Genomic DNA, 19655 nt, shown 5'->3' with positions numbered 1-19655 from the left:
GGCAAGCGTGCTCAGCTAAACAGGAAAAACACCGTTCCCATGCCGAGGTAGCTGGCGAGCCAATACCCGGCATCGATCATCGCGATACGGGTCGGAACGCGCGCGTGGCTGTAGCTGATCCACAGCGACGGGATCACGAATGCGATCGCCAGCCCACCGCTCATCATGAACCACAGCCACGGCTTGGCGCTGAGTGTCGCTTCGCCTACGCGGGCGAACATGTGTCCCATCATCGTCGACGTGACGAGCAGGAGGATGCAGGTCAGCACAATCCGTTGCCCGCGATTGCGGTTGGTGGTGATCTTGCCCGGCTTGATTTCCCGTGCCTTGGCGAGCCCGAACAGCGGCCCCCACCAAGCGATGGCGATAACGGCTGCGGCTATCGCGGCAGCGAAAACGGCGATCCAGTTGACGGGACCCAAGGGCGACCTTTCGGGTTATGTGTTGTTATGTGGCTTGTGCAGTAGCGTAATCTGCGGCCCGCGTGTAGGGGGCGCTGCGAAATGTCAGAATCCGGCAATCAATCGATCCCCGACCAGAAGCGCGTCGGCATGGTCAGCCTCGGCTGCCCCAAGGCGCTGGTCGATTCCGAACGCATCCTGACCAAGCTGCGCGCCGACGGTTACGCGATGAGCCCCGATTACGCCGGGGCTGACGTGGTGCTGGTCAACACCTGCGGTTTCCTCGACAGTGCGAAGGAAGAAAGCCTCTCCGCCATCGGCGAAGCGATCGCCGAAAACGGCCGCGTGATCGTGACCGGATGCATGGGCGAGGAAGCCGACACGATCCGCGCGCGCTTCCCGCAAGTGCTCGCGGTGACGGGTGCACACCAGTACGAGCAGGTCGTCGAAGCCGTCCACGAAGCCGCTCCGCCCAGCCAGGGGCCCTTCGTCGACCTGGTTCCTCAACCGGACGTGAAACTCACACCCAGGCACTACAGCTACCTCAAGATAAGCGAGGGCTGTAACCACTCGTGCGCGTTCTGCATCATCCCCCAGCTGCGCGGGAAGCTCGCGAGCCGCCGCGTCGATGCGGTGCTGCGCGAAGCGGAAAAGCTGGTCGCCGCGGGCACAAAGGAGCTGCTGGTCATAAGTCAGGATACCAGCGCCTATGGTGTCGATACCCGACACGAGAGCCGCACGTGGAAGGGACGCGAGGTCCGCGCCCATATGACCGACCTTGCGCGCGAACTCGGCCAGCTACGAACCGCAGAGGGTAATACTCCGTGGGTGCGGCTGCACTACGTCTATCCCTACCCTCACGTCGATGCAGTGATCCCGCTGATGGGCGAAGGGCTGCTCACACCCTATCTCGACATCCCGTTCCAGCACGCCAGCCCGAAAGTGCTCAAGGCAATGAAGCGTCCGGCGAACGAAGCGAAGGTGCTCGAACGGATCAAGGCATGGCGCGCGATCGCGCCCGACCTGACGATCCGCTCGAGCTTCGTGGTCGGATTTCCGGGAGAGACCGAGGAAGACTTCGCTTACCTCCTCGACTGGCTCGAGGAAGCCCGGCTCGACCGCGTGGGCGCGTTCCGGTTCGAACCGGTCGAAGGCGCGGCAGCCAATGCCCTGCCCGATCCGGTGCCCGAAGCAGTGAAGGAAGAACGCTACACCCGGTTGATGGAAGTGACCGAGCGGATCAGCGCTGCCAAGCTCGCCGCCAAGGTCGGGCGCACGCTGCCGGTCATCATCGACGAAGTCGGCGAGCCCGACGAGGACGGCGACATCGGCGCGACCGGACGCAGCCAGGCGGATGCGCCGGAGATCGACGGGCAGGTGTTCCTGCGCAATGTGCCCGCTACGCTTGCGACGGGTGAAATCGTCGATGTGACGATCGAAGACGCCGACGCGCACGACCTGTTCGGGGCAATCGCCTGACGGCTACTCCTTGTCCAACTTTCCGCGCCCTCCCCATCGAAACGGGGTATGCCAGCGCGGAGCCTCGATCTCCCCGCGCGACAGCCGCAGCGCAAGCCCCAGCATCGTGCCGACAGCGATCGCGAGAGTGAGGTTTGCAAGCACCGTCATCGCAGCTGTCAGCAGCAACAAGCCAAGATCGGCGCGCGGGAGCTTGAGGCGTTCTTTCCAGCGATAAGGCTCGCTCATGGTCCATGCCGTGACCACCAGCAGGCCGGCCAGCGCGGGGAGCGCCAGCGCGCCCGCCAATGGAGCAATCAGCATCATTGCCAGAAGCACCACCAGGGCATGTGCCATCCCTGCCACAGGAGTGCGCCCGCCCGCGTTGACGTTGGTCGCCGTGCGGGCAATCGCGCCGGTTGCCGGGAGCCCACCGAACAGGGGAGACACGATATTGGCCGCGCCCTGCGCGATCAGTTCCGCGTTCGAACGGTGTGCACCGCCGAACATCCTGTCAGCCACGATCGCCGAAAGCAGGGATTCGATCCCGGCTAGGAACGCGATCGTCAGCGCAGACGGAAGCAGGTCGATCGCCAGTTCGAGGCCGATGGGCGGCAGGTGGGGTGGCGGTAAGCCGTGGGGCAGCGCACCGTAGCGCCCAGCGACCGTCACGACCGAAGGCAGCGCGATGGCCGCAATGACACTTGCAAACGCTACTACCAGCACCAGCCACGGAATACGCGGGGCAAACCGCCGCAGGATAAGGATCGCCGCGACGGTGCCTACCCCCGTGGCCAGCGCCGCCGGATCGATCGATCCGCGCATCGCCCACAGTCCCTCGATCTTGGGAACGAAATCAGCCGGAAGCGCCGCCCCGGTCATCCCCGCAAGGTCCTTCACCTGACTGATCGCGATGACCACGGCGATCCCGATAGTGAAGCCTTCAACCACCGTTTCGGGAACATGGCGGATCAACCGGCCGGCGCGCATGAAGCCCGCGACCAGCAATATCACGCCCGCCATCAAGGTCGCCAGCAACAAACCGGCATATCCGTGATCGTGGATCACTCCGTAAACGACGACGATGAACGCGCCGGTCGGTCCGCCGATCTGCACCCGGCTGCCACCGAGCGCGGAAATGGTGAACCCGGCCACGACCGCGGTAATCAGTCCTGCGGCAGGTTCGGCCCCCGAAGCGATCGCGATAGCAATGCTGAGCGGCAGCGCTACCAGCGCAACGGTTACCCCGGCAAGAGCATCGGCACCGAACTGGCGGAGCGAATAGTCCTGCAGTGTCGTGAGAATCTTCGGCTTCATCGCGCGCCGTTGTAGGGCATTCAAAGCCACAATCTACACGCGAATTTACTCTTCGATGTCCCCGGCCGCGATCGCCGGGATGGCCATAAAGGCCACCAACAACCGCGGCTCATTCAGGACGAATGCAGCGGCCTGAGCCTGCTTGCCCTCACTTCGAAGGCAGGCAGGGAAACAGCGTTTCGACCACCGAGGGCATCAAGTAACGCATCTTGGGCGCATAAGGACCCATGACCTTGTCGATCTGGTCGTCCGTCGGGATCCGCTGGATCGCCTGCGCGAAGCCGGGATCGGCGAGCATATGGCGGATCTGCACCACCGCGACATCGGAATCCGAAACCCCGTCACCATCGTCGGCAACAGGCAACCAGCCGATGCCGCATTCGGGGCGGGCATTGCGCGGGCGATCCTTCGCCTTGGAAATCACGACCGTGTAGTAGCCGTTCTTGTCGACCGGGATCTGCTCGTCGTCGAGGCAGCCGTTAACGCGAGTGTTGGCAAAGCTCTGGTTCGAGCAGATCGACCAGTAACGCAGCTGAGCCCTGGCCATCTTGGCCTCCCCACTCTGCGTACGCGGAGTCGTCGGCGCCTTGCCGCGCATGACGATCACCGGCCCAAACCGCAGGTTGACGATCGTGCGGATGTAGTTGTTGTCAGGGTTGGGATAGAACCCGCCCTGCGTCCGCTTGGCATTGGGGTCGATCTCTCCGGTATAGATCCCGATCAAGCTCTGGCGATCGAGCTGGATATGCCATTCGGGCTTCGGCTGTGCCGGCCAGGTATCGGGCTTGCCCGGCTGGTTCACCAGCTTGCGATACTGCGCCACCGGGATGCCCAGCGCGCCGATGTCGAGCATCGGAAACTGGCTGGCATTTAGTGCGCCGCAGACTTCCGCTCCGCGAAGTACCTTACCGTTCTTCAGCGTGAGCACCGGTTCAGGCAAAGCTTCGCCGCCGGTAACCGGGTGAGCGGTGTCATTGGCATAGATGCGATACAGGACCTGCTGCTGTCCCGGGCCATATTTCGGGGCGTGCAGCACTTGCCGTTGGGCCCCGGGTTGTTCGATCCCGTCGCTAATCCCGTTGACCGGGTCGCCATCGGAAATATCGACGGTATAGCCGCGCTTGATGGCATCGCGATCGGAACCGGACCGGAACGGGTTGGTCGCGCCCGGGTTCGGCGAGATCAGGTAATCCGCGAGCGATTCGATCGGCCTTCCCCGGCCGTCGTAGCTGATGAAGCTCATGTAGCGCGAATGCGGGAAATTGCCTTCAAGCTGGAGTTTCGCGCCTTCGGGTACAGTGAAGGTCGCCGACCAGTAGAACACGTTCGAGTCGGGGTAGGCGATATTGATATAGGGATCGGCGCTGACCGGGCCGCGCGACCAGAAACATGTGCGCGGGCCGGGAATGCCGGTGATCGCCTCTACACTGTCCTTGTCAGGGGCCGCGAGCGCGCCGGTCGCCGGAACCGCCAATGCGGCGACAGTTGTCGCCGCCATGAATGCCTTCGTGAACATGGTCCTCTCCTCGATCATTGAGGGGACACCTAGGGGATGTCGAACAAGCAGATTGTCCAATTCAGGACATTTGGTAGACTTTTGGCATGGCTCGATCCGAATCGGAATTCCTCGACGACGCGCTCTCTTCGTCACCTATCTTCGGGCTTCTCCCACCCGAGGAGCGCGCCGCGTTTGGCAAAACCGCTTCGCGCATCCACTGCCGCGAACGCACCGTGCTGGCGGGCTACGAGGTCAGTCCCGACTCACTCTACCTTGTGGCTGCCGGACAGATCGAGCTGACCGCGCACTCCTTTGGCGGGTCGGAAGTCACTATCGCAGCGATCGGCCCGGGGAACTGGGCAACCTGGCTGGCGATCTACGACGATAGCCCGCTCAGCCATGCAATCGTCGCGGCACCCGGAACCCGCCTGTTCGCGCTGCCGACCCGCGCAGTGAGGAATGCAGTTGCAACGACCCCCGAATGCTATCCGGAGATCATCAGGCAAGTAGGCAACCGCTTCCGCTCGCTGCTCGACTGGGTCGAAAATTCTGCGCTGGCCGATCGCGAACGTCGCCTTGCACACTTGTTGCTGGTGCTTGCAGACACCAGCGGCGGCGACAGCCGGACGGTGTTCCTGACCCGCGAACGCATCGCGCAGTTGATGGGCTGTTCGCGCCAGACGTTGCACGACACTTTCGGCAAGCTTGCGGCGCGGGGTCTGGCCAAGTCGCAATACAGCCGGGTGACACTGCCAGATCGGGCGGCGTTGCAGGCGTTTGCCCGCAGCGGCGACTGAACGCGAATGCTCTGACCGCCACAGTTACCACTCGATACAAATATGAACGAAATCTGCGGAGCTCGTGCTCACTCCGTTCATCTTGGAGCTTCTAAACCTGACTGCGATGCCCCGGACCGCATGGCGACAATCGAGTCGCCCGGCTCCAATCAAAGGGGGCAGCGGAGACAGACAATGAACCTGATCACGAAGACCCTGCTCGGTTCGGCCGCTGCCGCGACTGCGCTTGCCACTGCGACGCCCGCAACGGCACAGGAATATCGCCATCGCGAACATCACGACAACACCGCGGCTGTCGCTGTCGGGGCAGGAATCGTCGGCCTGGCGATCGGCGCGATCATTGCATCGTCAGACAATCACGACCGCGATCGCTACGACCGCCGCTACTACGACCAAGGCTATTACCCCGCCTACAACCGGCAGTACTATCCGGCCTACAATGGGTATTACACCAATGGCGGGTGGTACGACGGCTATCGCTACAACAACGGCTACTTCTACGATCGTGACGGCTACCGCCGCTACGACCGCGACAGTTGGCAACGCCGCGGGCAGTACCAGAACCGTGATGGCTGGCAGAACCGCGGCAACTATCGCGGGCGCGACGGCGATCGTGGCAATCGCGGCTATTACGGCCACGACGGCGACTGAGCCGGGACGATCGACCGAACAAGCGCCGCCGGGCCTCCTTAGTTGGAGGTCCGGCGCTGGCGCATCAGGCGCAGCCGATTATGCCAAATGCGCCAGTATCGGCAGCTCGCGGATACGCTTGCCGGTCAGCGCGAAGATCGCGTTGGTCACCGCCGGCGCGATCGGAGGCAGGCCCGGCTCCCCCGCTCCGCCCAGTACCCTGCTGTTTCCGTTGATGAAATCGACTGCGATATCGGGTGCTTCGTTCATCCGTAGGACCGGGAAAGTATCGAAATTGGCTTGCTCGACCGCGCCGTCCTTCAGCGTCACCTGGCTGTGGAGCGCGGCGCTGAGCCCGTAGTTGATCCCGCCCTCCATTTGCGCGGCGAAGCCGTCGGGGTTCATCACGTAGCCGGCATCGGCGCAGCACCACACGTTCGTCACGCGCGGCACTCCGTTTTCAAGCGTCACTTGGGCGACTTCGGCCACGATCGTCCCGAATGACGGGACCAGCGCGATCCCGCGCGCGGTACCCTTGGCCGGAGCGGTGCCCCATCCTGCCATCTGCGCAACCCGCTCGAGCACCGCCTTGTGGCGCGGCGACTTGGCGAGGAGAGTGCGGCGGTATTCGAACGGGTCCTGCCCTGCGGCGTGCGCCAGCTCGTCGATGAAGCTCTCGATGAAGAAGCCCTGCTGGCTGTGATCGACCGAGCGCAAGCTGCCGAAACGCAAGTGCAGGCCCGCCTTGGCATGGCGGACCAACACGTTGGGTATGTCGTAGTGCGCCACGTCCCACGATCCGGGCGGGTCGTTGAGCTGGGTGAACGCATTGTTCCAGCTGACCGGCTTGCCCGCAGCGTCGATCCCGGCAGAGAAGCGGCTGATGTCGGCAGGGCGGTAGAAATCGTGCTGGGTGTCTTCCTCGCGCGACCAGATCAGCTTGACCGGCGCGCCGATCGCCTTGGATACGCGTGCGGCCTGCACCGGATAGTCTGACTCGAGCCGCCGCCCGAACGCGCCGCCGAGGTAGAGCTGGTTGACGATCACGTCTTCCTTCGAAAGGTCGAGCGCCTTGGCGATCGCGGTGCGCGCCATCAGCGGCACCTGCGTGCTGGTCCACACCTCGCACTTGTCACTCTGCGCCCAGGCGGTGCAATTCATCGGCTCCATCGCCGCATGGGCGAGGAACGGAACGCGGTACTCGGCCGTGACCTTCTTCGAAGCCTTGGCGAAAGCATCGTTGGCATCGCCATCGTCGCGCAGCGATTTGCCGCCGCTGTCTCCGGCATCATCGAGCGTCTTGGAAAACCGCGCGTAGAGCCCCGCGCTGTCGAGCCCGTCATCGTCGGTCTTGGAGTAGGTCGTCTCGACCGCATTGAGCGCTTGCTGCGCCTGCCAGTAGCTGTCCGCCACCACCGCGACGAAATCGTCGAGGTTGAGCACTTTGTGGACGCCCGCCATCTTCTCGGCATCCGCGGAGCTAACCGACGCGATCTTGGCCCCGGGAACCGGAGGTTGCCTGATCGCGGCATACTTGAGAGCCTGCCCGGCGATCTGCGCATCAATCCCGAACTTCGCGCTGCCGTTGACCTTGGCCGGGATGTCGAGCCGTTGGAGCGGACGCCCCATCAGCTTGTACTGCGAAACATCCTTGAGCGGCGGGGTTTGCGGCATGTGCTGCTTCGACGCAGCCTCTGCAAAATCGCCATAAGTTGCGGTCTTGCCGCTCGGCTGGTGGGTCAGCAGCGAGTTGCTGGCGACAATCTCGCTTGCGGGCACATTCCATTCGTCAGCCGCCGCCGCGACCAGCATGTGCCGCGCCGCCGCACCGGCGATCCGCATCGTGTGCTGCCCGGTGGTGCGCACCGAAGAGCTGCCGCCAGTGATCATCGCATCGGCCAGCCGCGCAACCTTGGTGAACAGCCCGTTGTAGGTCGGCTCGAGCCAGTTCGGCGCATCGACCGACCATTTGGCGACGAATTCGCGCGCAGTGTCGGGCACGACATAGAACCCGTCGGCCGGAGCCTGCATCACCGCGACCTTCGACCAGTCGGCGTCCATTTCGTCGGCCAGCATCTGCGCTAGCGCGGTGTGCGCGCCCTGCCCCATCTCGCAATGCGGGACGATGGCGGTGACGGTGTTGTCCTTGTCGACCTTGACCCATGCGTTGACCAGCTGCTCGCCCGGCCCGCTCGCGACATCTTCGCGCACTTCGCCGATCGGATTGTCCGGCCGCACCGCGACCCCGACCACCAGTGCGCCCCCGGTCAGGACGCCCGCACCGATGAACCCGCGCCGTGTCCACTTGCCCATCGCTCAGCCCTCCGCCTTCGCGGCGACCGGGGCGGTCTTGACCGCCGCAGCTGCCTTGATTGCCTTGCGGATACGGCCATAGGCGCCGCAGCGGCAGATGTTCCCGCTCATCGCCGCGTCAATATCCGCGTCGGTCGGGTTGGGCGTTTCGCGCAGCAGCGCCGCCGCACTCATCAACTGGCCCGATTGGCAATAGCCGCATTGCGGCACCTGCGCGTCAATCCACGCTTGCTGCAACTTGTGCAGCGTACCGTCAGGCTCGGCCAGTCCCTCGATCGTGGTGACCTGCTTACCGTCGGCCATTGCCAGCGGCGTCTGGCAAGAGCGGACCGCTTCGCCGTCAAGGTGCACAGTGCAGGCACCGCACAATCCTGCGCCGCAACCGAACTTGGTGCCCGTCATCCCCAAATGCTCGCGCACCACCCACAGGAGCGGGGTGGATGGATCGGCCTCGACCGCCTGCTTTTTGCCGTTGATCGTGATTTGCATCGCTGCGCCCTGCCTCGTTGATCGATGGTGCTAGGGTAGCCGACCCAGCGCCTCTGACAAGCGAAACAGGTGGCTATTCGATACCTTTTACCCGCCCGCGTGGTAAAAGTCGTAGATCTTCTGCGCCACATTGTCGCTGATGCCGGGCGCGCGTTTGAGGTCGTCGAGCGCAGCGGCCCGCACCTTCCCGGCGGTGCCGAAGTGAAGCAGCAGTGCGCGCTTGCGGGTCGGGCCGATGCCCGGAATCTCGTCGAGCGGCGACGCCGTGATCGCACGGCTGCGCTTTGCCCGGTGCGCGCCGATCGCGAAGCGGTGAACTTCGTCGCGCAGCGTCTGCAGGTAGAACAGCAGCGGCGAATTGACCGGCAGGGTCTTCTCCCGCCCGTCGGGGAAATGGAATACCTCGCGCCCTTCGCGCCCGTGGTGCGGCCCCTTGGCGATGGCGATCAGCGGCACGTCCTCGATGCCCATTTCCTCCAGAGTGTCGCGCACTGCGCTCATCTGACCCTTGCCGCCGTCTATCAGCACGAGATCTGGCCAGGTGCCGTCTTCCCCGCTGGTGGTGTGGTCGGGATCGTCCTCCAGCGCGCGGGCGAAGCGGCGCTGCATCACTTCGCGCATCATCCCGAAATCGTCATCGGTGCGTGCGGTCTTGATGTTGAATTTGCGATACTGGCCCTTCACGAAACCGTCCGGCCCGGCAACGACCATCGCGCCGACCGCTTTCGCGCCCTGGATATGGCTGTTGTCATAAATCTCGATCCGCTGCGGCGGTTCGGGCAGCTCGAGGAATTCGGCGAGTTCGCGGGCGATCTTCGCCTTGGTGCCGGTTTCCGCGAGCCGCCGATCGAGCGCCTCGGCTGCGTTGCGGCGCGCCTGCTCCATCAGCCGCCGCCGATCACCGCGCTGGGGGACCGAAATCTCGACCTTGTGGCCAGCCGCTTCGGCGAGCGCTTCCTGCAGCAATTCGCGGTCGGGCAGTGCGCGGTCGAGCAGGATCGTGCGCGCAGGCGGCACTTCCTCGTAGAACTGCGCGAGGAAGGCGGCGAACACCTCCTCCTCGCTCAGCCCGTCGGTGTGGCTCGGGAAGAACGCGCGGTGGCCCCAGTTCTGCCCGCCGCGAATGAAAAACGCCTGCACCCCGATCTGGCCGCCCTTGCTGGCGAGCGAGAACACGTCGGCATCGCCCACACCCGCAGCGTTGATCGCCTGGCTCCCCTGGATCGCGGTCGCCGCTCGCAGCCTGTCGCGCAGCATCGCCGCGCGCTCGAAGTCGAGGTCGGACGCAGCTCGCTCCATCTCCGCCTGCATCTGCGCCTGCACTGCACCCGACTTCCCGCCGAGGAAGTCCTTCGCCTGCCGCACCAGCTGGGCATAGCCGGCTTCGTCGATCCGCCCGACGCACGGCGCGCTGCATCGCTTGATCTGGTAGAGCAGGCACGGCCGGTCGCGGCGGGAAAAGAACCCGTCGGTGCAGCTGCGCAGCAGGAACAGCTTCTGCAGCGCGTTGATCGTGGTGTTGACGCTCCCCGCGCTGGCAAACGGACCGTAGTAATTGCCTTTCGCCTTGCGCGCGCCGCGGTGCTTCATGATCCGCGGGAACTCGTGATCGGCACGCAGCAGGATGAACGGGAAGCTTTTGTCGTCGCGCAGCAGCACGTTGTAGGCCGGGCGATAGCGCTTGATCAGCTGCGCTTCGAGCAGCAGCGCCTCGGCTTCGCTGTTGGTCGTGACGATCACCATGCTGCGCGTCTGGCTGACCATTCGCAGCAGCCGGTTGGTCAGGTTCTGCACCTGCGTGTAGTTCGCCACCCGGTTCTTCAGCGCACGCGCCTTGCCGACATAAAGCACATCGCCGCGGGCATCGAGCATCCGATAGACCCCCGGCACCGACTTCAACGTCTTCACCGTTTCGCGGATCGCTGCGATCCCGGCGTTGAGGTCGGGCTGGCTCGATCCCTTCACGACATAGGTCGCGCGCTCCTCGTTGAAGCGCTCTGCGCCACGCGGGTCGGGCGGGGATCCGGCAGGGGTTCGGGCCATCGGGGCGAGTGATAGGCGGCGGCGTGCGCAATCTCAATCGCTTGCACCCATGCCGGTTTGCGGGCAGCGTGCCGGTCAAACAGGGGATTCGATGGATCACAAGTTAGCGCCGCCGCGCACCGTGGGCTTTTGGGGCAACTCGCTGTTCCAGATCAACGGCATGATTGGATCGGGCATTTTCGCGCTGCCCGCCGTGCTCGTTGCCGCCGTCGGCAGCTTCGCCCCGTGGCTGATGGTGCTGGGCGGGATCATGTTCCTGCCGCTGGCACTGGTGTTCGCTTGGTTTGCAGCCCGATACGATCGCAGCGGGGGCCCTGTGCTCTACGGCATGGACGCCTACGGCCCATTTGCCGGTTTCCAGGCCGGTTGGGGTCGCTATGCATCCGGGGTCGTCGCGCTGGCTGCCAATACCCACGTAATGGTAACCTATTTCGCCGCATTGTTCCCGTGGCTCGGCAATAACATCGTAGAGACGAGCGCGGTGGTGCTCTGTATCGCGCTGTTCACGCTGGCGAATGTCTTCAGCATGCGCGGCTCGGTAAACATGCTGGGCGGGATGACCGTACTCAAGCTCTTGCCGCTGGCACTGATCGTCGGTGCAGCGCTATTTGGCGGGTTCAAGGGGCAACCGATCGCACTGCCTCAGTTCAGCCAGGTCCAGTCGGTCGTATTGCTGTTGTTCTATGCATTCATCGGCTTCGAAGTGGTAGTGGTCCCTGCGGGGGAGGCGCGCGAACCAAAGCGAGACATCCCTCGGGTCCTTATCGCGGCGCTGGCGACGGTCACTCTGATCTATGCGCTGGTGATCTGGGCCTACCTGACGATTGCACCGGCCCCAGGGACAAATCCGAATGCGCTGGCCAATGCGGGGGAGGCCGCGTTGGGCCAGTGGGCGACAGTGCTCATTGTCGCCGGTGCGGGTGTTTCGATCGCCGCGAACAACTTTGCCAACATTATTGCCGTTCCCCGCATGGCCTATGGCATGGCGCAGCAAGGCCTGCTCCCCGAGTGGTTCGAACGCATCAATCCACGATACCTCACGCCCGCTAATTCAATCGTTTTTTATGGCGTAGCAGCGATCCTGTTTTCGCTTTGGGCAGGCTTCATTGCGCTGGCAGCTGCCAGCACACTGGCCCGAATGCTGACCTACCTAATAACCGCTGCTTCGCTGCCCGTGGTCGAGCGCCGAGACGGAACGCTCACACCACTTCACTTCCTCGTTGCAATCCTTGCCTTTGCCGCTTCTGGTTGGATTGCCAGTCACGCGAACGCCGAGGCGTGGACGATGTTCGGGGTGCTGATCGGTGTCGGAACGCTGCTGTTCTTTATTGCTGCGCGGCAACAACGGCGCTGACGCAAAGGAAAGCGCTTACGCAGGCGGCAGGTTGACCTTGCCGCTGCGCACGTTACCTCCTTGTCATGGACCTGCAAAAGCGGGCCGACCTGCGCAACAATCGTACAAACACGGCGGTTGCGTGCACATGGGACAGGAGGATGCCTTTGCGCCAATTGCAAGGGATGGATGCGAGCTTCGTCGCGTTGGAGACGAAGAACTCCCCGATGCACATCGGGTCGATCCTGATTTACAACCCTGCAACTGCGCCGGGCGGCTTCGTCCGCTTCAAGGATATCCTCGCTTTCTTCGAAAGCCGGATGCAGCTCAGCCGGACGATCCGTCAGCGGCTGGTGCGGGTACCGTTCGACCTCGATTATCCCTACTGGATCGAGGATCCGGACTTCGACCTCGAATACCACGTACGCCACGTCGCGTTGCCGCAACCGGGCGACTGGCGGCAGCTGTGCATCCAGGCTGCGCGGATCTTCGCCCGCCCGCTCGACCTCACCCGCCCGCCGTGGGAATTCACCGTCGTCGAAGGGCTCGACGGGATCGAGGGATTGCCAAAGGGCTGCTTCGGGATGGTGACCAAGGTCCACCACGCGGCGATCGACGGGATGAGCGGTATCGACCTGATGGAGGCGATGCACACGCTCGATCCGAACGAGCCGCCGCCCAGTGAGCCCGATACCTGGAAGCCGGACAAGCTGCCCAACCCCGCCGAACTGCTCGGCAAAAGCTACTTCAACGCGGTCACCAACCCGATGAAGCAGCTCGAAGTCGCGGCCAAGGCGGCGCCGGGGATTGCCAAGGCGCTGAAGGGCCTGGTGGCCAAGGAATTCAAGGTCTCGGGCGAGATGCTCGGCGCGAAGACCCGGTTCAACAAGGTCATCTCGGCGCACAGGGTGGTCGAAGGCCGCAGCGTTCCGCTGGCCGATATCAAGGCGATCCGTGCGCTTGCGCCCGGATGCAAGGTAAACGACGTGTTCCTCGCGATCATTGGCGGGGCGATGCGCAAGTATCTGCTGGCCAAGGACGACCTGCCCGACAAGACGCTGACCGCGATGGCACCAATCTCGGTCCGCTCGAAGTCCGAAAAAGGCGACATGGGCAACCAGGTCGCGGCGATGGTCGCGCCGCTCGGGACGCATATCGAGGATCCGGTCGAGCGGCTGGCCTACGTCCATTCGAAAACCACCAATTCGAAGGCGATGACCGAAGCGATCGGCGCGCGCAACATGACCGAAGCGAGCAAGGTCAGTCCGGCGTTGTGGATGAGCCTCGGCGCGCAGCTCTATACCCGCCTCGGCCTCGCCAACCGCGGCGTGGGGCCGATTTTCTCGACCGTCGTCACAAATGTGCCAGGCCCGCCGGTTCCGATCTATTCGACCGGGGCGAGGCTTGAAAGCATGATGGGCCTCGTTTGCCTGACCGACGGGATGGGCCTTGCCCACGTCGTCCAGTCGTATACCGACGAGGCCACGATCAGCTTCACCGCTTGCCGCGAATTGATGCCCGATCCAGAATTCTACGCACAGTGTATCGAGCAAAGTTTCGAGGAATTGCGCGATGCCGCTCGAGCCGCAGGCGATACACCGAAACCGGCTGAAAAGCCCGTAAAGCGCCGTGCTGCGCCGAAGAAGGCAGCGCCCAAGACAACCAAGGCGAAGCGCACGACTTCGCGCACAAAAAAGACCGGGAGCAACAAGAGATGACCACTGCCGCTGCAGATACTGCGCGACCGCCCAGCCGCCTGCTGGCAATTACCGAGCCGGGCCGCGCAATGGGCGAATTCGCCGCATTCCTCGCGATGCGCCCGCTGATGGGCGCGCTCCCCAAGGGCGATGGCCACGGCGTGCTGGTGCTGCCCGGTTTCCTCGCCAGCGATACCTCGACCGGGCCTATGCGCCGCCTGCTGGGGCAGCTCGGTTACGTGGTCGAAGGCTGGAACCTCGGGCGCAACGTGCGAGTCGACGATGCGCGGGTCGAAGAGATGATGTGCTGCGTCGAAGCGCTCTACGATCGCACGGGAGGCAAGGTTTCGATCGTCGGCTGGAGCCTTGGCGGAGTCTTTGCGCGCGAATTAGCGAAGAAGATGCCCGACAAGGTCCGCCAGGTGATTACGCTCGGTAGTCCGATCAGCGACGACCGCAATCACACCAACGCGCGGCGGCTATTCGAATACCTCAATGGGCGCGAACCCGAGCCGATCCGCAAAGGCGATTTTCGCCAACTGGCGGAAGCGCCGCCGGTACCGACGACCTCGATCCTCACTCGCGGCGATGGCGTGGTCCACTGGCGCGGGTCGGTCCAGCATCCTGGCGATCATGCGCAGACCGAGAATATCGAAGTCTATGCAAGCCATATCGGCCTCGGCGTAAACCCCTCGGTGATGTTCGCGCTGGCCGACCGGCTGGCCCAGGCTGACGGAGACTGGCATCCGTTCGAAGCGAAAGGCCTGTGCGCCTTTGCGTTCCCGAAGACACGGCTCCACTAGCGATCACTGCGCAAGAAAGGCGGGTAGCCCTCTGGACTGGCCGCAAGGCTCCAGTGCCCAGTTCGGGTCGGCGGGCCTTCGCGGCGATATTCTTCGTTAACGAATTCAAAACCCTAGTATGGTTAACGTCCGGTTGCCTGTGTTTGGCAAGGTGAATAACTTGTGGATAAGTCACTTTCGCGGAAGAATGTGTCCATTGTGAAGTGATTCGCATACCGGGGTGGGTCGCAATGAAACCAGACGATTTTGCCGAGCGCGCGGGAATTGGCCGCGAACCGTACACCAACGGGGAATCCCCTTCGCGGGTTCTCGACGAGATCGATCGCCACCGCAATCCGCACGGCCACGTAGTGACCTTCGCCAACGAAAAGGGCGGCGTGGGCAAGACCACGATGGCCTTCCATACCTGCGTCGCGCTCGCCTCGCGCGGGATGTCGGTCCTCGCAATCGACCTAGACGCGCGCCAGGGCAGCCTCGCGCGGACGCTGGAGACACGGCAGGCGACTGCCCGGTGCCTCGGCACCCGGTTACCCGAAGTCCGCGCGTGCCGGATCGAAAGCAATTGCAGCGCGATCGTCCAGCAGGAAATCGCCCGGCTCGGGAGCGGCTGCGACGTGATCGTGATCGATGCCCCCGGCCGCGACTTGCCGATCGTGCGCCGCGCGATCGCTATCGCCGATACGCTGGTGACGCCGATCAACGCGTCGTACTTCGACCTCGACGGATTGGGTCACTTCGACCCGGTGACGCGCCGCTTGCGCGAACCGAGCGCGTTCACCCGCACGGTCATCGACTTGCGCGAAGAGCAGGCCCGCCGAGACATTGCGCTGGCAGATTGGGTCGTTGCCAAGAACCGGGTCAGAACCGCCGAGACCGCCCAACTCGCGCGCATCGATGCCGCAATCGCCCAATTGTCAGGTGCATATGGGATTCGAGTGGTTGACGGCTTGCGCGAACGAGTCGCCTATCGCGGCTTGCTGCAGTTCGGGCTCGCGACGACCGACCTCAAGCACTTGCCGCAGCTCAGCAACACGCGCACCGGCGACAGCAGGGAAATCGCGCGCCTGGTCGACAGTTTCGACCTCCCCCATAAGCCCGGTCACCCTGTCGAGGCGGCAGCGGAGCGTCGCGTGCGGATACAAGGCCGGACCCGCGCCAACTATGTGAAGGCATTGCAGGAATTCCTCACTCCGCAGCGGGTCGAAGCTCCCAGGAAGGCGGCCGCGGTCGGCTGATCGCGCTTACTGCCCGTTCCATCCCAAAGACCGGACCTGCCAATGCAAGTCGTGCATTGCCTTGGCGTGGCAAACCCACGACCGCACACGCCGACGGGGGCCAACGGCCATCGAAGACCCGTCAGTGCACGGACCGGGCACCTCGCCCGGTCCACTGCGCCCTCCGGATCAGAACATCTTGCGGAATTCGACCTCGACGAACCGGCCCACTGGGTCGATCAAGGCAGGCTGGTAGCTTAGCGGAACTGCTCCGCTGCCGTCGGTCACTCGTTGGCGCGCGTCGAACAGGTTGTTGACCCTTAACGAGAACCGCGCACCCTTCCAGAATCCTGCATCGTCGCCGCCTCCGGTCAGCCAGCGCTGCTGCGAGAGGTCGACGAACATGCGCAAATTGAAGGTTGCCAGGCTACCGAAATGCAGGTCGCTCGAACCGGGAAGGCCGCTCCCGTTCACAGTCGTCGCACTTTGCCAGTTTGCCGATACGCGCCCACCGATGCCGCTCTTGAACAAGCCGCCCTCGAGTTCGATCTTGTGACGCGGCACGCCGCCGCTGCCGGTGGCATCGCCATTGAGCTGGTCGAGTTCCGGACCGCCGGGCGCGACAAGGATCCGGTTGGTCAGCTCCACCGTATGATAGAGCGAAAGCATCCAGCGTCCCTGGCCGTTCCCGCGCCGCCCGAACGGGAGCATGCCGCCGCCGCGACCGTTCCCATCGCTATTGGCCGAGCCTTCGCTACGTGGACCGGACTGCCCGGCTCCGCCCTGTGCGCCTGGCATCGGCATCGAGCAAAGCCGCGCCTGCAACGCCTTGAGCCTCGCGGGATCGATCTTGCCATCGGACCCCTTGAGCCGGTCGAGTGCTTCAGGCGGTAGGATGCTCAGGTCCGGCTCCTTGCCCGGATCGGGGCACAGCGCTGCCCGCACCTTGGCGAACCGCTCGGGATCGAACCTTGGACGACCGTTCGCGCCATCGGCCGCACAGAACCGCTGGCGCATTTCAGCGACTTTGGCCGGATCGACCTGGCCGTCCTCGCCTTTCAGGCGCTGCTGCATGCGGTCGGGCAGTTGCGAAATGTCCGGGGTCTGGCCCACCGGAGTGGCGCAGAACTTCGCCCGCATCGCCTCGAACCGCGCGGGATCGAACGCGCCGCCGACAGGAGGTGCTGCCGCCGGCGGGCCGCCAGCTGCGGCAGGAGGCGGCGGTGGGGGAGCCGGGCGGTCATCGGAGCCGCCCCGGCCCTGCCCCTGTGCGTTCGCCTTGCCGAAACGCCCGAAGATATTGAAACCATAGCGAATCCGCGAACTGCTCTCGTCGGCAAATGTCACCGGACGCTGGTCGATCGCCAGCAATGTGCCGTCGTTCGCCCGGGTCACACGCCCCGGAAACGCCGCTTCGATCGCAGGCGTCAACAAAGGGAAGGAGTTGGTCGTATTGGTCGAGTGGTTATGGAAGTACTCGATCCGGAAGCTTGCGCGTTCGGCTATGTCGAGATCGTAGTTGGCCGAAAGCTTCCAGTCGCGCTGGGTTTCGGCCTTGAGGTCCGGATTGCCGCCGCTGGTCACGGTCGCCAGCACAGTTTGTCCGGAGGTGAAATCGTAGATCGGAACGTTATAGGTGGTGATCGCCGGATTGCCGAGCTGGGACAGGCCGGGCGCGATTTCCTGCATGATCCGCGTCGCCTGCAACCCCAGTCGATCGGTCGGGTTCCACACCAAACCCGCCGTGTAATTCCACAGCGTGCCGAAGTCGGAGACCTTGTCGACCCCGCCCGCGAGATTGAGCGTGACATCGCCGATGGCATCGCCGAATCCGTTGCGCCTGCTGGTGATCGGGACGGCGAACGTAAGCTCTCCGCTTGTCCTGCGGCGATCGAGCGACACATCCGCGCCAACGCTTCGGGTATCGCTGCTTTCGATCCCGTTGAGCTTGTAACCACCCTTCAGCGTCACGCCGATATCGCCTGCCGGAAGCGAAACGGGATGGCCGATCAATGTCGTTTGCGAGTCGATACTGTAGGTATTGCTCGTCGCGGTATCGATGCCTGCGCCCGCGACGGCAGGGAGCGGTCCGTCGATCGCCAGCGTCCCTGCAGCGGCATCGGCGACCAGTGCGCTGGTGTCGCGCCGCCGGTCGATAGCGCTCTCGCTCACGCCCTTGACAGCATCGAGTGTCGATTGAAACTGCCAGCCGCCAAACGCCTTGTTGAACGATGCGCCGAGCGAATAGGTATCGGACCGGGTACGCCGCATGATCGGATTGGCATCGAGCGTACGCAGCGCGGTCTTGCCTGACGGATCGGTCAGCAGGACGGTATCGAGGCCCGACAGCGAGCGCGTGATGTCGTGCAGGACCTGCCCGTTGAGTGTGAACTGCCCGCCCAGCCCGTCCTGCCCAAGGCCCTTGGTCCAGGTGAGGTTGCCCTCGAGCTTCTTGTCGTTTGCCACCAGTGTGCGGAAATCCGCCGGGTTCGGGTCGGTCGCGACGGTCGGCACGCTGTCCGGCGACTGAACCACTCCGCGCTCGGCCTCGGTCAGCGGGCTGGTGGTGGTGTACTCGCCGCTGGCATTGAACCGGTTCGGTCCGGCGATCTTGAGCATCGATCCCTGCAGCTGGGTCGTGCTGGTCCCGCCGCGCGGAGGCATCCCGAATTCGAGCTCGACATCCTTGCTGGCGAAATCGGGCTTGAGGATGATGTTGATCACTCGCGCGTCGGGCGGATAGCCATACTTGAGTGCGACTTCTTCGGGCAGGACCTGCACCTTGCGGATTGCTTCGGGCGGATAGCGGCGAAACTCGCGGAAATTGGCAATCCGCTGGCCATTGATGAGGATGATCGGTTGCCCGCCACGGCCCCTGCCCGAGCTGGTTTCGGCGGAGAGTTGGCCGATCAAGTCGTCGATCGACGAAGCTCCGTAGGCGGCGATATCCTGCTCGTTGAGCTCGACCACCGGCGGAACGTCGGTCACTACTTCGCCAGGAATTCGGGTTGCAGTAACGATGATCTCATCGACCGGATCGACCGGTGCCTGGTTCGGCGCTGCAGCTGCGGCTGAGGTGCCGGCCAAGGGCGCAGCTTCCTGGGCCGCAGCCGGCGCACCGGCAGCAGCAAGCGCAAGCAGCGAAATGCAGGTAGCTGGAATTCGCAAGTGGCCGTAGCCTCCATCGATGATAGAGCGTGGTCTCCGCCTGATCGCGCAACTGGCTATCCGAGCGCTTCGAGGCAAGTGGTCAAAGCGTAACTTTTTGTCGCATGGTTGTTTCCCGGCGCTGAACAGGGCCAATTTCGCCGCAGCGGCAAACGCTTTCCTTTTGCGCAGTGCACGGCTATGGGCCGCGACCAATACGAAACCGAACCCCAACTGCGAACCGAAGGAGCCGTACGGCTAGATGGCAAAAGAAGAACTCCTCGAAATGCGCGGCAAGGTGGTCGAACTGCTGCCCAACGCGATGTTCCGGGTAGAGCTCGAAAATGGCCATGAGATCCTCGGCCACACCGCCGGCAAGATGCGAAAGAACCGCATACGCGTGCTCACTGGCGATGAAGTGCTGGTCGAGCTTACCCCTTACGACCTGACCAAGGGCCGCATCACTTACCGCTTCATGCCGGGACGCGGCGGCCCGGGGCCGCAGTAAGCGCCGC

At 63.9% G+C, this 19655-nt stretch carries 15 protein-coding genes; 8 read left to right on the top strand and 7 right to left on the bottom strand.

The annotated features are described in order from the left end of the window. Positions 1-11: 11 nt before the first annotated feature. Positions 12-422: a DUF1761 domain-containing protein gene (locus CJO11_RS11945; protein WP_240504487.1), complete on the bottom strand. Its 411-nt coding sequence runs from the start codon at positions 420-422 to the stop codon at positions 12-14. Between the two features lie 81 nt (positions 423-503). Between CJO11_RS11945 and rimO the strand changes: the two genes are divergently transcribed. Next, positions 504-1880 carry a 30S ribosomal protein S12 methylthiotransferase RimO gene (gene rimO / locus CJO11_RS11940; RefSeq protein ID WP_095012908.1) on the top strand — a complete coding sequence of 459 codons (1377 nt, stop codon included), beginning with the start codon at positions 504-506 and terminating at the stop codon, positions 1878-1880. A 3-nt stretch (positions 1881-1883) separates the two neighbouring features. Here the strand turns inward: rimO and CJO11_RS11935 are convergent, their stop codons facing one another. Together CJO11_RS11935 and CJO11_RS11930 are read right to left on the bottom strand one after the other, a co-directional pair. Beyond that, on the bottom strand, positions 1884-3176 hold the full coding sequence (locus tag CJO11_RS11935; RefSeq protein WP_095012907.1) for a SulP family inorganic anion transporter: 1293 nt from the start codon (positions 3174-3176) through the stop codon (positions 1884-1886). A gap of 148 nt (positions 3177-3324) precedes the next feature. Further along, a complete protein-coding gene (locus tag CJO11_RS11930) occupies positions 3325-4692 on the bottom strand; it encodes a hypothetical protein (protein WP_150125024.1) in 1368 nt (455 codons plus the stop codon). A gap of 86 nt (positions 4693-4778) precedes the next feature. On the opposite strand from CJO11_RS11930, the gene CJO11_RS11925 reads away from it, so the two are divergent. After that, the gene (locus tag CJO11_RS11925) at positions 4779-5471 is read left to right on the top strand and encodes a Crp/Fnr family transcriptional regulator (protein WP_095012905.1); all 693 of its coding nucleotides are present in this window, start codon (positions 4779-4781) and stop codon (positions 5469-5471) included. A gap of 174 nt (positions 5472-5645) precedes the next feature. Continuing rightward, complete coding sequence (locus CJO11_RS11920) at positions 5646-6122, top strand: hypothetical protein (RefSeq protein WP_095012904.1); 477 nt, start codon at positions 5646-5648, stop codon at positions 6120-6122. A gap of 78 nt (positions 6123-6200) precedes the next feature. Here CJO11_RS11920 and CJO11_RS11915 read toward each other — a convergent pair whose 3' ends face one another. The 3 genes from CJO11_RS11915 to uvrC form a co-directional block, all read right to left on the bottom strand. Then, positions 6201-8414: a xanthine dehydrogenase family protein molybdopterin-binding subunit gene (locus tag CJO11_RS11915; protein ID WP_095012903.1), complete on the bottom strand. Its 2214-nt coding sequence runs from the start codon at positions 8412-8414 to the stop codon at positions 6201-6203. Positions 8415-8417: 3 nt separating this feature from the next. Further along, on the bottom strand, positions 8418-8903 hold the full coding sequence (locus CJO11_RS11910; RefSeq protein WP_095012902.1) for a (2Fe-2S)-binding protein: 486 nt from the start codon (positions 8901-8903) through the stop codon (positions 8418-8420). Between the two features lie 87 nt (positions 8904-8990). Further along, the gene (gene uvrC / locus CJO11_RS11905; protein ID WP_095012901.1) at positions 8991-10946 is read right to left on the bottom strand and encodes an excinuclease ABC subunit UvrC; all 1956 of its coding nucleotides are present in this window, start codon (positions 10944-10946) and stop codon (positions 8991-8993) included. A 91-nt stretch (positions 10947-11037) separates the two neighbouring features. Here uvrC and CJO11_RS11900 point away from each other — a divergent pair, with 91 nt between their 5' ends. From CJO11_RS11900 to CJO11_RS11885, 4 genes are all read left to right on the top strand, one after another. Further along, positions 11038-12300 (top strand): APC family permease, encoded by a 1263-nt coding sequence (locus tag CJO11_RS11900; RefSeq protein ID WP_095012900.1) that lies wholly within the window; start codon positions 11038-11040, stop codon positions 12298-12300. Between the two features lie 164 nt (positions 12301-12464). Then, positions 12465-13997 carry a WS/DGAT/MGAT family O-acyltransferase gene (locus CJO11_RS11895; protein ID WP_095012899.1) on the top strand — a complete coding sequence of 511 codons (1533 nt, stop codon included), beginning with the start codon at positions 12465-12467 and terminating at the stop codon, positions 13995-13997. Then, a complete protein-coding gene (locus tag CJO11_RS11890) occupies positions 13994-14779 on the top strand; it encodes an esterase/lipase family protein (protein ID WP_095012898.1) in 786 nt (261 codons plus the stop codon). Before CJO11_RS11895 ends, CJO11_RS11890 begins: the two co-directional genes overlap by 4 nt. Before the next feature lie 230 nt (positions 14780-15009). Beyond that, positions 15010-16014 carry a division plane positioning ATPase MipZ gene (locus CJO11_RS11885; protein ID WP_095012897.1) on the top strand — a complete coding sequence of 335 codons (1005 nt, stop codon included), beginning with the start codon at positions 15010-15012 and terminating at the stop codon, positions 16012-16014. A gap of 168 nt (positions 16015-16182) precedes the next feature. Here CJO11_RS11885 and CJO11_RS11880 read toward each other — a convergent pair whose 3' ends face one another. Next, positions 16183-19161 (bottom strand): TonB-dependent receptor plug domain-containing protein, encoded by a 2979-nt coding sequence (locus tag CJO11_RS11880; RefSeq protein ID WP_240504486.1) that lies wholly within the window; start codon positions 19159-19161, stop codon positions 16183-16185. 241 nt (positions 19162-19402) lie between these two features. Between CJO11_RS11880 and infA the strand changes: the two genes are divergently transcribed. Further along, on the top strand, positions 19403-19648 hold the full coding sequence (gene infA, locus CJO11_RS11875) for a translation initiation factor IF-1 (protein ID WP_057883479.1): 246 nt from the start codon (positions 19403-19405) through the stop codon (positions 19646-19648). Positions 19649-19655: the final 7 nt, after the last annotated feature.

It is taken from the genome of Tsuneonella mangrovi, from assembly GCF_002269345.1.
GTDB classification, from domain to species: Bacteria; Pseudomonadota; Alphaproteobacteria; order Sphingomonadales; family Sphingomonadaceae; genus Tsuneonella; species Tsuneonella mangrovi.
This window is presented reverse-complemented; position numbering and strand designations above follow the sequence as displayed.